The organism is Methanobacterium paludis (assembly GCF_000214725.1).
Lineage (GTDB): Archaea > Methanobacteriota > Methanobacteria > Methanobacteriales > Methanobacteriaceae > Methanobacterium_C > Methanobacterium_C paludis.
In genome coordinates, this window is sequence record NC_015574.1 from 101,310 (window position 1) to 115,494 (window position 14,185).

General features: G+C 37.5%; 15 protein-coding genes. 7 read left to right on the forward strand and 8 right to left on the reverse strand.

Annotation, left to right across the window (positions count from 1 at the left end; genetic code table 11):
• Positions 1-160 precede the first annotated feature (160 nt).
• Together MSWAN_RS00415 and hisG are read right to left on the reverse strand one after the other, a co-directional pair.
• Positions 161-943, reverse strand: a complete 783-nt coding sequence (locus MSWAN_RS00415) for a fumarylacetoacetate hydrolase family protein (protein WP_013824632.1) — start codon at positions 941-943, stop codon at positions 161-163.
• 65 nt (positions 944-1,008) lie between these two features.
• A complete protein-coding gene (gene hisG, locus MSWAN_RS00420) occupies positions 1,009-1,869 on the reverse strand; it encodes an ATP phosphoribosyltransferase (RefSeq protein WP_013824633.1) in 861 nt (286 codons plus the stop codon).
• A gap of 268 nt (positions 1,870-2,137) precedes the next feature.
• Here hisG and MSWAN_RS00425 point away from each other — a divergent pair, with 268 nt between their 5' ends.
• The 4 genes from MSWAN_RS00425 to truD all read left to right on the forward strand — a co-directional run bounded on the left by MSWAN_RS00425 (position 2,138) and on the right by truD (position 7,243).
• Positions 2,138-3,430, forward strand: coding sequence for an amidohydrolase family protein (locus MSWAN_RS00425; protein WP_013824634.1), 1,293 nt, complete (start codon positions 2,138-2,140; stop codon positions 3,428-3,430).
• 23 nt (positions 3,431-3,453) lie between these two features.
• Positions 3,454-4,176 (forward strand): HAD family hydrolase, encoded by a 723-nt coding sequence (locus MSWAN_RS00430; RefSeq protein WP_013824635.1) that lies wholly within the window; start codon positions 3,454-3,456, stop codon positions 4,174-4,176.
• 211 nt (positions 4,177-4,387) lie between these two features.
• Positions 4,388-5,731 (forward strand): coenzyme F390 synthetase, encoded by a 1,344-nt coding sequence (gene ftsA / locus MSWAN_RS00435; protein ID WP_013824636.1) that lies wholly within the window; start codon positions 4,388-4,390, stop codon positions 5,729-5,731.
• A 258-nt stretch (positions 5,732-5,989) separates the two neighbouring features.
• On the forward strand, positions 5,990-7,243 hold the full coding sequence (gene truD, locus MSWAN_RS00440; protein WP_013824637.1) for a tRNA pseudouridine(13) synthase TruD: 1,254 nt from the start codon (positions 5,990-5,992) through the stop codon (positions 7,241-7,243).
• Positions 7,244-7,339: 96 nt separating this feature from the next.
• Here truD and MSWAN_RS00445 read toward each other — a convergent pair whose 3' ends face one another.
• The 3 genes from MSWAN_RS00445 to MSWAN_RS00450 form a co-directional block, all read right to left on the reverse strand.
• Complete coding sequence (locus tag MSWAN_RS00445) at positions 7,340-7,567, reverse strand: hypothetical protein (protein WP_013824638.1); 228 nt, start codon at positions 7,565-7,567, stop codon at positions 7,340-7,342.
• Positions 7,568-7,836: 269 nt separating this feature from the next.
• Positions 7,837-7,983, reverse strand: coding sequence for a YHS domain-containing protein (locus MSWAN_RS12405; protein ID WP_013824639.1), 147 nt, complete (start codon positions 7,981-7,983; stop codon positions 7,837-7,839).
• 110 nt (positions 7,984-8,093) lie between these two features.
• On the reverse strand, positions 8,094-9,347 hold the full coding sequence (locus MSWAN_RS00450) for a metal-dependent hydrolase family protein (RefSeq protein WP_227716973.1): 1,254 nt from the start codon (positions 9,345-9,347) through the stop codon (positions 8,094-8,096).
• Positions 9,348-9,731: 384 nt separating this feature from the next.
• Here MSWAN_RS00450 and MSWAN_RS00455 point away from each other — a divergent pair, with 384 nt between their 5' ends.
• The 3 genes from MSWAN_RS00455 (at position 9,732) to MSWAN_RS00465 (ending at position 11,087) form a co-directional block, all read left to right on the forward strand.
• Positions 9,732-10,091: a DUF5518 domain-containing protein gene (locus tag MSWAN_RS00455; RefSeq protein WP_048187781.1), complete on the forward strand. Its 360-nt coding sequence runs from the start codon at positions 9,732-9,734 to the stop codon at positions 10,089-10,091.
• A 92-nt stretch (positions 10,092-10,183) separates the two neighbouring features.
• Complete coding sequence (locus MSWAN_RS00460; RefSeq protein WP_013824642.1) at positions 10,184-10,534, forward strand: DUF5518 domain-containing protein; 351 nt, start codon at positions 10,184-10,186, stop codon at positions 10,532-10,534.
• 154 nt (positions 10,535-10,688) lie between these two features.
• Complete coding sequence (locus MSWAN_RS00465; RefSeq protein WP_013824643.1) at positions 10,689-11,087, forward strand: DUF5518 domain-containing protein; 399 nt, start codon at positions 10,689-10,691, stop codon at positions 11,085-11,087.
• Positions 11,088-11,251: 164 nt separating this feature from the next.
• Here MSWAN_RS00465 and MSWAN_RS00470 read toward each other — a convergent pair whose 3' ends face one another.
• The 3 genes from MSWAN_RS00470 to MSWAN_RS00480 form a co-directional block, all read right to left on the reverse strand.
• Positions 11,252-11,656, reverse strand: a complete 405-nt coding sequence (locus MSWAN_RS00470) for a DUF126 domain-containing protein (protein WP_048188144.1) — start codon at positions 11,654-11,656, stop codon at positions 11,252-11,254.
• Positions 11,657-11,949: 293 nt separating this feature from the next.
• Positions 11,950-12,864 (reverse strand): hypothetical protein, encoded by a 915-nt coding sequence (locus MSWAN_RS00475; RefSeq protein ID WP_227716974.1) that lies wholly within the window; start codon positions 12,862-12,864, stop codon positions 11,950-11,952.
• Between the two features lie 252 nt (positions 12,865-13,116).
• Positions 13,117-14,025 carry a hypothetical protein gene (locus tag MSWAN_RS00480; RefSeq protein WP_013824646.1) on the reverse strand — a complete coding sequence of 303 codons (909 nt, stop codon included), beginning with the start codon at positions 14,023-14,025 and terminating at the stop codon, positions 13,117-13,119.
• Positions 14,026-14,185: the final 160 nt, after the last annotated feature.

Below are 14,185 nucleotides of genomic sequence, written 5' to 3' on the forward strand. Positions count from 1 at the left end.
TTTTATCCTCTTTGAGCTTAACTTTTTATTTTTAAAAAAAGATTTTAAGAAGAATAGGATTTAATTTAAAATAATTTAAAGTAAATCAAATAAATTTTAAAATAAGAATATGTTTAACTCAAAATTAGAGAATTATGGAGTTAATTATTGATGGATTTAACTATTTTTGAGCTTTAACAGTATTTCTGAGCACTCCAACACCTTCAATTAAAACTTCAACCACGTCTCCAACATGCATTGAACCCACACCGGGAGGTGTGCCTGTTGCAATAACATCCCCTGGTTTGAGGGTCATAACGTTTGATATAAACTCTACAAGTTCGTAGGCATTGAATATCATCTGTTTTGTGTTTGAATTCTGCCTTATTTCACCGTTGAGTTTTAAAGATATGTTCTGGTTGGTTGGATCAAGCTCTGTCTCGATGCATGGCCCTATTGGTGCAAATGTGTCGAAACTTTTGGCTCTGGTCCATTGAATATCTTTTCTCTGCTTATCCCGTGCCGTTACATCGTTCAGGATGGTGTATCCGCCGATAAAATATATTGCATCATCTTTTTTGACATGATGGGCTTCTTTAGAAATAACGATCCCTAGTTCTCCTTCGTAATCAACCTGTGTTGAATCCGCAGGATAAATAACGTTAGTTTCATGTCCGATGACAGCGGTTGATGGTTTTATAAATAGGGTAGGTTCGGTTGGAAGATTCATATCCAGTTCCTTTGCATGGTCGCTGTAGTTCAATCCCACGCACACCACTTTGGATGGTGATACTGGGGGCAGTACTTCAACGTCTTCCAACTTGAAGCTTCCAATTTCTTCAAGCCGATTGATGTCTGGGGTGTTCATGGCTTCAATCATTGAAGGATTGATTTCTGTTATTTCATTACCATTTAAAATTCCTGTTTTTTCTTTGCTGTTAATTTTAAACCGTAGAAGTTTCATTCAATCACTACTAGCACTTTTTTATTATATGATGGCTTTTATCGTATATTTGGGCCTTTAAACTCTTAAATGATACGTTCTATTGGCACTACAAGTATGTCCCTTGCACCTATCTTTTTCAGCTGGTTTACAAGGTTGAAAACATCTCTTTCATCCACAACAGCGTGAACAGCCATAATGCCTTTTTTAGACAGCACTTGTGATACTGTTGGGCCGGTGAGTCCAGGCATGGCCTTCTGCACCTCATCTAGGAATTCCTCTGCAACGTTCATCATAACCAGTTTCTTGCCTTCAGCGTCAATAACTCCTTTAATACCAGTTCTTATGGCTTCAATTTTTTCATTGTTCTTTTTAAAGCTTTTTTTGTTGGCGATGAGTTTTATAGAACTTTCAAGGACGGTTTCGATGATCTTGAGGTGGTTCATTTTAAGGGTGGTTCCTGTGCTTGTGAGGTCGGATATGATATCTGCAACACCAATAAACGGTGCGATCTCTGTTGAACCACTGAGCTCAACTATTTTGGCAGTTATGCCCTTACTTTTAAGGTATTTATCTGTCAAATGAGGGAATTCAGTTGCAACCACTGCACCGTCTGTTATGTCATTTATACCGTTTATGGGGGATGTTTCAGGGACTGCTAAAACCAGTTTGGTCCTTCCGAAATTGAGGTCTTCCAGTATCTCCACATCGGCGTTGTTTTCTTCTATTAAGTCGAAGCCTGTCACTCCTAGGTCTGCAGCGCCGTCTGCAACAAATTCTGGGATGTCTGCAGCTCTTGTAAACATCACGCTTATCTCATTATCGTAGGTCTCTGAAAAGAGCTTTCTGTTGGCAGTATCCTTTACACCAATTCCTGCTTTTCCCAGAAGCTGGACTGCAGGGTCGCTTATCCTTCCTTTGGACGGTAGGGCTATTCTTATCTGCATTTAAATCCTCCTGAAACGTAAAAATGTTAAATTTTGGATATGATTTTTGTATGGCCTGAATATCTTATTTTATCCATTGGATTCATGAATTTATTCAGTGGACTAATGAATTTATTCACGAATTTGTAGTGTATTCAATTATAATGTCTTCAAAATTCAATAACATAATACGGTTGGACTGGTAGATATTTATGTTCTTTCATTTCCTAAAAAAATATAAAGAAGTCTAATGATCTAAATAGTTCTAATAATATTATGGGATGGTTCAATGGAAACAAAAAACATTCTTATAGAAAACGCTGTAATTGTTGCTGATAGAATTAAAAAAGGTTCATTATTAATAGAAAACGATAAGATCGTTGAAATAAACGATAAGATCGTTGCAAACAATGTTGATGATGTAATAAATGCTGAAAAAAAGGTTTTAATCCCCGGACTTGTGAACACCCATACGCATCTGTCAATGTCCCTTATGAGGGGACTGGCAGATGATCTGCCCCTTGACACATGGCTCAACGACCATATTTGGCCTGTAGAAGCCAACCTTAACGGCGAGCACTGTTATGCAGGTGCACTTCTGGCCTGTGCAGAGATGATAAAGTCTGGTACAACATGTTTCAACGACATGTACTTTTTCATGGACAGCGTTGCAAAGGCTGCAGATGAGGCAGGAATTCGTGGAATGTTATCACATGGAATGATAGACCTTGGAGATGAGGATAAAAGAAAGGCAGAGTTTAAGGAAACTAAAAGGATAATTGAAAAATGTCACGACACTGCAGATGGTAGAATAAAGGTTTCATTTGGACCTCACTCACCTTACACATGTTCAGAGGAACTTCTTGAAGGAGTGAGGAAGGAAGCAGATAAATACGGCCTCAAAATACACATCCATGCTAGCGAAACCCAAAAGGAGGTTGAAGATGTTTTGGAAGCCCACAGAAAGAGGCCATTTGAATACTTGGATGAAATCGGACTTTTAGGTGAGGATGTACTTGCAGCCCACGCAGTCTGGCTTTCAGATAATGAGATGGAAATAATCAAAGAGAGAGGGGTTAAACTGTCCCACAACCCATCAAGCAACATGAAACTGGCATCGGGAATTTCTCCAGTATCTAAACTTCTTGAAAAAGGTATCTGTGTGTCTCTTGGTACGGATGGAGCAGCATCCAACAATAGCCTTGACCTTTTTGAGGAGATGAAGACCGCTGCACTACTTCAGAAGGTGCATACACTTGATCCAACAGTTTTAAACGCTCATGAAGTTTTTGAAATGGCAACAATTAATGGTGCAGCTGCACTGGGCCTTGAAAATGGAATAGGAACTATCGAGGTTGGAAAAAAGGCAGATATTGTCCTTGTTGATATGAAAACACCAAGTTTAACCCCATTCAGAAATCCAGTTTCCCACTTGGTTTACTCTGCAAACGGCGCCGATGTTGACACGGTTATCTGTAACGGTGAGATGCTTATGAAAAACAGGGAGCTTCAAACCATTGATGAGGCCAGTGTTATTTCCCTGGCTGAGGAAGCATCCCAGGATCTTCTATCAAAAAGTTAAAATAGATTAAAAGAGTTGATGAAATGAAACATCTAGCATTATTTGACATTGACAAAACACTGCTTGTAGGATCCCATTTCCACTACCTGGCCATGAAGCAGGCAGTTAAAAATGTTTATGGGGTAGAAAACCCTGGACATGTACCAAATCTGCAGGGCATGACAGACCTTCAAATCTTGTACGCCACATTGTCCCAGGAGGGCCTGAAACAGGAAACCATAGATGGAGGAATTGATGAATGTATGAATGATATGGTTACCTACTTTCGAAAAAATGTCATAAAAGAAAATATAATCTGCTTGGATGGAGTTAAAGACGTTCTCGAAAACTTGAAACAATTTGGAATACCAAGAGGACTTGTAACAGGAAATATCGAACAAATAGCATGGCTCAAACTGGAAAAAATAAGAGTTAAGGATTATTTTGGATTTGGGGGATTTGGTAACGAATCAGCCGATAGAAGTCTGTTGGTTCGTCATGCAGTTGAGAGAGCTGGAAATATCTACGGAACATTCAACAAAGAAAATGTGTTTGTGATTGGAGACACTCCACGTGACATACTTGCAGGCCAGAAAAATGGTGTTAGAACTGTTGGAGTGGCAACAGGAGACTTCACAGTGGATGAACTTGAGGCAACTGGTGCAGACTTCGTACTCCAAAATCTTAAGGACATGAAAATCATTTTGAAAATAGCATCAGAGATGGGAATAGACGTAAATCCAGGATCATATCCAGTTCAGGATTAAAAATTTATTATTTTTTTTATTATTTTTTTTGTTCAGCTTTTTACACTTTTTCTATTCATTTTTTCAGGTTTTACTTGTTATTCTTAAGCAAATTATAACAATCATATAAATTTTATTAAATGAATTACAAAAATTATGGTGAGGGTTGTTTAGAAAATTTATTAAAATTTATTAAAATTTGCTAAATGGTTGTATACAAGGTGATGATACCATGGAATCGTATTTTAGGAAAGAAATGGAAACTATGGGGCGGGATCAGCTTGACTCCCTTGTGGACGAGCGTATACGTTACACAGTTAAATATGCCTATGAAAATTCACCTTTCTACAGGAAATGGTTCGATAAAAAGGGCATAAAACCTTCTGATGTTCGAAGTCATGAAGATCTCAGGGAACTGCCTATTATATCCGGTGAAACTGTTCGTGGGAGGCAGCCGCCTGAGACAGATGAGTTTGAATTCAAATGTATAGACTGGAACGATGTGTTCACTATCCATGAAACCAGTGGAACCAGTGGAACTCCAAAATCATTCTTCCTGACCTGGGATGACTGGAACCGTTATGCTGAAAAGTACGCCCGTGCATTCGTATCTCAAAACTTTGGACATGGTGACAGGGTGGTTGTCTGCGCATCCTACGGCATGAACGTGGGTGCCAACACCATGACCCTCGCAGCTCAGAAAATCGGAATGACCATAATTCCTGAGGGAAAATGCACATTTCCAGTCCGGATAATGAAAAATTACCAGCCCACGGGTATCGTTGCAAGTGTGTTCAAGCTCCTACGCCTTGCCCGACGGATGGAATCTGAAGGTCTGAACCCACAAAAATCAAGCATAAAACAGCTTGTAGCAGGTGGTGAAAGCTTTTCAGATGAATCACGCTCATATCTTGAGGAGGTTTGGGATGTGCCAGTTTACAACACCTACGGAAGCACCGAAGGAACCATGTGCGGGGAATGCAACCAGAAAGCAGGGCTCCACGTGCCTGAAGACCTTGTACACCTTGACGTCTACAATCCTCAGCTTGAAAACTTCGTTGATGATGGTGAGTGTGGTAGAATAGTTTTAACAACACTTCTACCTCCCGGTGGAAAAACTGGAACACTGCTTTTAAACTACGACACAGACGACACAACCGTGGTTGTGACCCGGGAGAAATGTGACTGTGGAAGAACCCACATGCGTGTTATGAACCCTCAACGTGAGGCAGAAACTATATGGGTGGCGGGTTCACCATTTAATCGGGTTGATATTGAGCAGGGAGTGTTTCAGCGCGAAAACATGGATTATTTAACTGGAGAGTACGAGGCGTTTCTTTACGGAGATAAAGATGAGGTCACCATGAGGGTCAGCATGGAATGCAGGGACCCTGCCACATGTGATAGGGACATGATCCAGGACAACTTCCTCAAAACCTTCCTAAAGTATAGGCCAAATATACGTCAGGCACATGCCGATGGTACCTTCAACATCATCTTTAATTTTACTGAACCAGAGGGTCTTGAATTTTATAAGATCAAGGGAAGACCTAAACGTTTGGTGGATCGTCGTTGAATTTAAATGATGCAGTGATCAAGTAGAAAAGTTAAATCAGCTATTAACGTTGATTAGATCTTTTTTTATAAGATCAGATCTTATGTTTGATCAACTAAGATTTTTAATTTGATAATACTAAATAAAACTAACTAAAAACTTTTTGAGAAATTGAAGTATAAACCAACTTCTATTCAAATTTAAAAAATAATCAAATTACTCTTTAATTTTTATAAGATAAATAAGATTAACCTAAAAATTCATAACTGGAGAAAACTCATGCTGAACGCTGAAACATATGTAACGGAAGATAAAGGTTTAAGTGGGAAGATAAGGACTAAATACGAGGATTTCTACGTGGAAGAAATACCTGAAAACCTGCCTAGTGGTACAGGCCCCAACACATGGATATTCATAGAAAAGATCGGTAGAAACACCCTTGATGTGGTATTGGACATTGCAAAGGAGATGCACATCAACCGTAAGAGAACGGGCTTTGCAGGTATGAAGGACAAGGCAGCTGTAACAAGGCAGTGGCTCTGTGTAAGTAACATAGAACCCGAGGAACTTCCAGACCTTGAAGAAAAGCTTTATAACGTCAAAGTACTTAAAATAATGAAAAATGAGAAGAAACTGAGGATAGGACAGCTTGTAGGCAATAAGTTCAGGATTTTGATCAGGGACTCGGAGGATCCGAAGCAGGATGCAGAGACTGCAGGGAGGATACTGGACCAGTTGGTACAAAATGGTGTCCCAAATTATTATGGATGGCAACGATTTGGAAAAAACCGCCCAAATACTCATAAAGTTGGAGAAGCACTGGTGCACAACGATATAAAAGGAGCAGTAGATTCTTATATTGGAAACCCCTACGAGAAAGAGAAGGACCATATAAAAGAGGCAAGGGCACTCTATGATATAGGAGAATTTGAAGAGGCCTACCAGAGCATGCCATCGGGAATGCGCTACGAGAAGATGATGCTTAGGGAGCTCATGAAACAGCAGAGGAAAAGGGGCAAACTGGATGAGGAAGCATATAAAATCTCACTTGAAAGCCTTCCAAAACCTTTAAAACGAATGTTTGTCCACGCGTATCAATCATACCTATTCAATAAGGCGGTAAGTGAAAGAACGAAGATGGGTATTGACAGATACGTTGAAGGTGACATAGTCATCGACAACGAAGAGCATTTGATACATGAATTTGAAGAAGAGGACATAAATGAGAAAATAAGGAACTTCCAGGCCCATCAGACAGCCCCACTTTACGGAACAAAGGTGCCCCTTGCAGGTGCTGAAGTTGGGAAGATGGAACAGAAGGTGCTTGACGAGGAAGGCATTAAGCTTGAAGACTTTGAATGTCCTAAAACCCCTAGACTTGGAAGCCACGGACTTCGAAGAGCTATAAGATTTAAAATATGGGATGTTAAAGCAGAATGTACCGATGAAGGTGTTATGGTGGAATTTTCCATTCCAAAAGGGTGCTATGCAACCGCAGTGATCAGGGAGATCATGAAGGAGGATGTTTATTAAATAATCACTAATTTTACTTTCTTTTTTTACCTGGAAAATTAGATTTTATGTTGTTTAATAGTTTAAATGTATAAAAAAAGGAAATTAAGGATAAATTTAAATGGTTATCTTTTTAAATTCTACTTCCATTTTTCTATCCTTGGAATACTCAAATGTGTGTTTACAGCCGCTGCAGCGAATGATTGTAAGTTTTCCAGATTTTAAAGCACTTTCCAGAACATCTTCTGGAATTCCCTCGGTTTTTTGAGGAACTTTCACTATGTCGATGTTTTTATCGATGCAACCACATTCTGGACATTTTTGACTGTAATCTTCAGCTTTCATAATCTCACCTCATAAAAATAATTTCAGATCAAATGGATAGTATGCATGTGTACGAACTAATATATAAAGTTTTGTTCGTGAATATGCGAATATATTTTAAAACTTCAAAACACAATAAAAAGACGAAATTGAACCAAAATTCAAAAAAATAAATTTTAAGGTGTTTTTTAAAAAAGTTTAAAAAAGGGAAATGAAACTAAATTTATTCCAAGTTCCAGCTTTATCCTGTTGTTAATGAATCAGTATCTTTTAGAACTGTTTAAGCAGGTTTACTCTTCTGCGTACTTTTCAGGGTTTTCTTCAAAGGTTTTTTTGCAGCCAGGTGCACAGAAATAGTATTTTTTACCTTTGTACTCGCTCACCCATTTTGCTGTTTTCTCGTCAACATCCATTTTGCATATAGGATCCACTGCCATTTTTAACACCTCGTTTATTATTAGATCTTAATGATCTAAATTTTTTATTATTCACACCTTACTATTTTTCTAAAACGGCTTAACTTATAAAGTCTAACAGATCATCAAAATCAAGTTTCACGCATATCTTTAACGATTGTACCGTCTTTTATAACCATAACTATGTTGTCTGGATTTCCAAGTGACTTTATATCCTCCAAAGGATTGGTTTTACTTATCACAATGTCTGCAAATTTTCCTTCTTCAACCGTACCAACCTTATCCTGCCATCCAAGACATTCAGCCCCAGTTTTTGTTCCTGCAACTATGGCTTCATCTGGGGTCATCCCTATATCCTGAAGAAGACTCAATTCTTCCAAATTACGGCCGTGTGATAACACACCGCAGTCCGTTCCCAGGGCTATGGTAACTCCCGCTCTGTAAGCCTTTTTAATGTTCTCTTTCTGGATATCAAACACCGTTAAAGCGGATTCAACTTCCCACTCACGCACTTCTCCTCTTTTTGCCCTTTCCATGTTGTTTTTGTTTACAAGAAGGGTTGGAACCAGGTAAGTCTTGTTTTCAAGCATCATATGGATTGCTTCCTCATCTAGGTAGGTGCCATGTTCAATGGAATGCACACCTGCCTTAAGGGCATTTTTCATTCCCTGAACTCCGTGAGCATGTGCCATTACTTTGATGCCATCTTTGTACTCTGCTTCCTTTACAATAACCTTCAATTCTTCAACTGTGAACTGTGTGGATTCAGGTCCGTCGTTCACGCTCATAACACCCCCTGTCACCATGACCTTTATAACCTCTGCACCTGCACGCAGAACCTCGCGCACCTTCTTTCTAACCTCCTCAAGACCGTCACAGATACTATCTGGATAACCTGGATAAGAAGTTTTAATATCGTATCCTGAATTCAGCCATAAATCGAAGTGGCCTCCTGTTATTGAAAGTGGGGTAACAGATATTTGTATCCTGGGCCCGAGAATCAAACCCTGTTCAATCGCCATTTTAACGCCTGCATCTGCAAGACCCGCGTCTCGCACTGTTGTAACACCGGCGTTGATTGTAAGGCGCATGTTTTCAATTGCATTGTAAAAGTAGAGTGAAAGTGGCTTGTAAATAATGTCTTCCCTGTGAAATCCATTGGCCATGATGTGAACGTGGGCGTCCACAAATCCTGGTAAAATGAAGCCATCGTTGGCGTCTATCATTTTCATTTTGGAGGTTTCAGGGAGTTTTATTGAGTTTTTAGGGCCTGCAGATATTATTTGTTTGTTCCTGATTAATACAGCGGCATTCCTAATTGGGGGCTTACCTGTACCGTCTATAAGAGTTCCATTATGGATCAAGGAGTATGGCATCTTTATCATCCTATCTTTTTATCATTTACATTGAAGTTTTCATCAAGTAACTATTGGTGTTTTAACTTTTATTTATTACTGGAGTTAAGATAATGAATAAAACTATAAATGAACTATTTTTATGATTTATTCGTTTTTATGATTTATTTTAATAAAATAAATGATAATTACAATTTTTTTTGTTTTATTAAATCTTAAAACTGTTTATTTTTAATTTAAATTCATTTAAATATCTATTTTTTATTAATATCTGTTTTTATCAAATTTAATCCAATTTAGGGAATAAAAAGAAAACTCCATTAGGGAAATTAAACAAAATATGTAATGGGAATCAAGTTGTTCTGAAATCAGTTCTCAGAGCAAAATTTTTGAATAAACTGTGGGGTGGAATTTATGGTGGAATGGGGAGCTGTAATTATTGGATTTGTTTTGTCAATAATACTGGGGGCTTTATTTGCGGTGATCATCCCGTTATGGGGAGGAATGCTTGGGCTTTTAGTGGCAGGAATGGTGGTTGGTTACATGGTTGGAGGAGACGCAGCCAATGGAATGATTAATGGGGCTGTTTCCGGTGCTTTTGGAGGTATAATGCTGGCCTTATTACTTCTAATATTTGGTACATTGATCGCAGGATTGATAGGGCTGACAGTGGCTGCAGTCACTTCTATTGTAGTATTTGTGGGACTTATAGGGGTTATAATTATAATGGCAGTTGGCGGGGCCATAGGATCGGTTGTAAAAGGGGAAGCTTAAGATTTAGATAGATTTTTCTTCTTTCTTTTGTTAATTTAGTAAGATTGATCGAGGATCAATTTAAAATAGTATAACAAAAAAAATTAAGTAACATGGTAAATCAAAAATCAGTTGTTATAGGGTTCATAGTGGCATTAGCACTGAGTTTAGCTGTAGGAATGGTTATACCGGCTTATGCAGGATACATATCCGTATTTATAGCAAGTATACTCACAGGATATCTGGTTAATGAGGATATTAAGGACGGAGCTATCCATGGAATCCTTGTGGGAATATTTACGGCAGTAGCAGTGATTTTACTCGTTATGTTGAGATCAGGATCTTCAGAAAAGATAGCAGGACTTCTCATAGTTGTAGCGGTAGGATTAATAGGTTCTTACATACTTATAGGTGCTGTTGGAGGAGCTATAGGCTCTCTAATCAATCAAAAAGATGAACACTAATTTTAATAAATTTCTATTTTTTTCTATTTTTGCCGGACATTAATTGGATATACTTTATTAATTAGAACCTTTATAATGACCTTTATAAACTCTATAAGGACATTTATAAATTATAGCTGCTTTAAGGCGAGCTTAAACATGTGAGGATGATAAAATGACTGATTGGAAGGCTGTTGGGATAGGTGCAATATTAAACGCGGTTTTAACCATAGTTTTAACTATAGCTGTATTTCCGTTGTTCTTTTTAGGACCGTTGATAGGTGGATTTTTAACTGCTTACTTGAGTAATGGGAATGAAAAAGAGGGGTTGGTTGATGGAGCTCTTTCAGGCATAATAGGTGGTCTAATAATAGGAGTATTATTCATTGCAGGGTTCGGTGCTTTGACTGTGATTATAGGACTTATATTTGCAAAAATAGGGATCTTGGCCGGTACAATCACTTTTATAGTGGGATTATTTGTCACTTTGATGTCGGTGATCATTGGTGGAGTATTCGGGGCCATTGGTGGAGTTTTAGGTGAGTATATCAAACAGAATGAAATAATGGAATAAAATTAAATAATTGATAAATAAATTGAAATTTTATTAAGTTACTTGTTTAAGTTAACTTCTTAATTTTTTGAACCATATTCGTTTGAAATACCTTAATTTTTTCCAATTTTGATGTCAATCCTTTTTCCAATTTATTATTTAATTATTTTTGACAATTTACCTTTTTAATTACTCTTTAAAATCTTTATGATGCCGGAATCCGCATCAACTTCAACTAGATCTCCTTCTTTTAAGGTACCTAAAATATCAGCTTCTGGCCTGTCAACCATTGGTATTTCTGCCATTATGGCGCCTGTTGCAATTATTGGCTCTGCTTCAAGTGCTATTATGGCCAAAGGTGCTGTACCGTTTTTGGCCATTTGATATATTACGTAGGATCCAACTGTTGAACCCTTACCTGAGGGTATGAACAGTATCTTCCCGCTTATTTTCCTGCCGTGGAGCTCGTGATTTGAATCTATTACAGTACCTGTTTCAGGGTCAACACCACCCAGAAAGCTTATTGGTTCTTTTGTTAAGATGATTTCGCCTTTTGCATGTCCCTTTGAGATTTTCCTGCTTTTAATGATTTTTGATTCCATGATTACAATTTCTCTTGTATGTATAAAAATTTTTTGAAGTTTAGTAAAATCTTAAATGAAACTGATAAATTAATACAAAGTGACCAAACCATAAAAAAAGCTGATTTTTGGAAATTTTCTTTAAAAAGGCGTTTTTTAAAATTTTCACTATTTTTAAATTTCACTTAAAACTTCATTTTCAAAAATAAAAATAGGACCTAAAGAGCATAAAACAGAGCATAAAAGTCCAGGCAAAATAAAAAAAATAAAAAAAGTTGATTAAGGAAGTTTTATTACAGTTCTCATTCCAGTTCAAGTTTCACTGCACCGATTCTTGGTGCCAGATAGTTGTACAACACTGCCATGATGGCGTATAAAATGAATACAATGACAAAGTTGAACACAACGTTTATTAAAAGACTTATAACCCCTGCTGCGGCTGATGAACCCATTGCAATACTGCTGACCGTGCTTATGAGTTCAAATATTAAATTAATGATAGCCATAACGATTGAAGCTATTAATGCTAATTTTATCGGTGGAATTGAGTTTATACCGTAGAGTTTTTCTTTTAAAGCTTCAAATTCAAACTCTATACCTCCAATTTTAGGTGCAAGCAGGTTGTAGAATATCGCTGCCAGTGCAGTCATTATGAAACTGACTATGAACATCACGATTGGAACTCCAATTACCATGATTAAAAGTCCTACAATCCCTAAAGCGCCAATTGATCCAAGTCCGGGTATGGTTGCTCCTTGATATACAGATGCAATTGCTGCACCCTGTAAACCTATTAGAAGTATTGGTCCAATTATCAGCATGGCTAGGAAAACCAGGGTGGCACTGATTGCGGAAAGCATGAGTGCGAATGGAACAACAGGAACTCCTATGATCTCTTTCAAATCTACAAGATCAAGTTTGATTCCTCCCAACCTTGGAACGAACACGTTGTAGATCAGTGCTGTTAAAAATGACTGTGTAACGCTGAATATAAAGCTACCCACAGGCAAAAGAATGATAACTGCTACAGCGAGGCTTGCTATTGCTCCTGCTGTGATACCGAGACTGCTTGGTAAAAATACTCCCACAACTCCTAAGATGATCACTAGAATTACTGCGTATATTAATCCCACCACTGCTGATATTGATGAATTCATCAAGGTGTATGGCACTATACGAATGGATTTAATCTCTTTAATGTCTGACAAATCATTCACCTCCAAATTTATCTAAATAATCTCTCTGAGGATACTTTATAATTAAATTTTCCTATTTTTTTCTTTTAATCTAAAAAATAGCTTCAAAATCTAATCGGAAATAAAACTAAATGATGGAACTTGATAATATGATTAGTAAATTTAGTTAAAAAATAGATGGTTCAAAGACAAAAAAAAGAATAAAGAGAGGATTAAGGAAGTTTTATTCCAGTATTTATCTTAGTTGTTATTCATTTACTTATTTCTCGTTGTTTATTCCAGTTCTAATTTGACTCCGCCGATTCTTGGTGCCAGGAAGTTGTAGAATATCGTTATCAAGGCGACAATGATGAAGTACATTATGAAAAATCCTATTGTAGTTGTTATAAGTGATACAACACCATTGGCTGCGTTTCCTGCCATACTGTATAACCCTAAATTTATAATGCCTCTTATGAATCCGAATATTGTGAATACCACTGCTACGGCCAGGGCTGCGGGTAAAACAGGTATTGATGTTATTTCTCTTCCTTTTCTCACAATGTCTGCAAGTTCCAGTTTAATCCCGCCAACACGGGGTATTAAGTAGTTGTAAAATATTGCAAACAGTGCGTGGCCTATGAACCCGAATATGAAGACCATTACTGGTAGTCCTATGATTAAAAATAGAGCTCCAAGGACTCCTGCTGTTCCTAAACCTTCCACCGAACCTGTGAATCCTGCTGTGTTGTTGGCTATTATTGGTGCTACTGTTCCTATAATTCCAGTTATTGGGGCCAGAGCGGATGCCAGTAGCAATCCGATGATGAATGCCCATATGGCTTCAATACAAGCCATTATAAATGCAAATGACATAACTGGAATTGATCTTATCTCGTTTCCTTCAAATCCTAACTTTACACCACCAATACGGGGCACTAGGCTGTTGTACAAAATTACGCTGATAAAAGAGATTGTAACAGTGATAAGAAATGCACTTATGGGGCTTATGATTATTATGGCGATACCAAAGGCTGCAATTATTCTGCCTAACTCTGCAAGTTGAGGTACAAGTGCTGCAACTGCTCCAAATGTAATGGCAAGTATTATTGCAAATATAAAGGCCAGTATTGCATGAATCGATGAGGACATCAATGTGAAGGAAACTGGTCTAATGGATTTTATTTCTTTTACATCAACCATCTTTTCAACTCCTTGTATATTGTGGTATTATTTTTATTTTAATTATTATATTAAATTATTCTTTTATTAATTAATGGAAAATGGAAGAGTTATATTGAGGTGAAATTAAATAAAATCGATTTCTGTTTTATTAATTAAAAAAAGCTTTTCCTATGAATTG

Bases quoted from the DNA above. Each gene is read 5' to 3' on its own strand.
- truD (WP_013824637.1), top strand. From the start codon at position 5,990: ATGCTGAACGCTGAAACATATGTAACGGAAGATAAAGGTTTAAGTGGG.
- MSWAN_RS00480 (WP_013824646.1), bottom strand. From the start codon at position 14,025: ATGGTTGATGTAAAAGAAATAAAATCCATTAGACCAGTTTCCTTCACA.
- MSWAN_RS00460 (WP_013824642.1), top strand. From the start codon at position 10,184: ATGGTAAATCAAAAATCAGTTGTTATAGGGTTCATAGTGGCATTAGCA.
- ftsA (WP_013824636.1), top strand. From the start codon at position 4,388: ATGGAATCGTATTTTAGGAAAGAAATGGAAACTATGGGGCGGGATCAG.
- MSWAN_RS00450 (WP_227716973.1), bottom strand. From the start codon at position 9,347: ATGATAAAGATGCCATACTCCTTGATCCATAATGGAACTCTTATAGAC.
- MSWAN_RS00445 (WP_013824638.1), bottom strand. From the start codon at position 7,567: ATGAAAGCTGAAGATTACAGTCAAAAATGTCCAGAATGTGGTTGCATC.
- MSWAN_RS00425 (WP_013824634.1), top strand. From the start codon at position 2,138: ATGGAAACAAAAAACATTCTTATAGAAAACGCTGTAATTGTTGCTGAT.
- MSWAN_RS00465 (WP_013824643.1), top strand. From the start codon at position 10,689: ATGACTGATTGGAAGGCTGTTGGGATAGGTGCAATATTAAACGCGGTT.
- MSWAN_RS00455 (WP_048187781.1), top strand. From the start codon at position 9,732: ATGGTGGAATGGGGAGCTGTAATTATTGGATTTGTTTTGTCAATAATA.
- MSWAN_RS00415 (WP_013824632.1), bottom strand. From the start codon at position 943: ATGAAACTTCTACGGTTTAAAATTAACAGCAAAGAAAAAACAGGAATT.
- hisG (WP_013824633.1), bottom strand. From the start codon at position 1,869: ATGCAGATAAGAATAGCCCTACCGTCCAAAGGAAGGATAAGCGACCCT.
- MSWAN_RS00430 (WP_013824635.1), top strand. From the start codon at position 3,454: ATGAAACATCTAGCATTATTTGACATTGACAAAACACTGCTTGTAGGA.
- MSWAN_RS12405 (WP_013824639.1), bottom strand. From the start codon at position 7,983: ATGGCAGTGGATCCTATATGCAAAATGGATGTTGACGAGAAAACAGCA.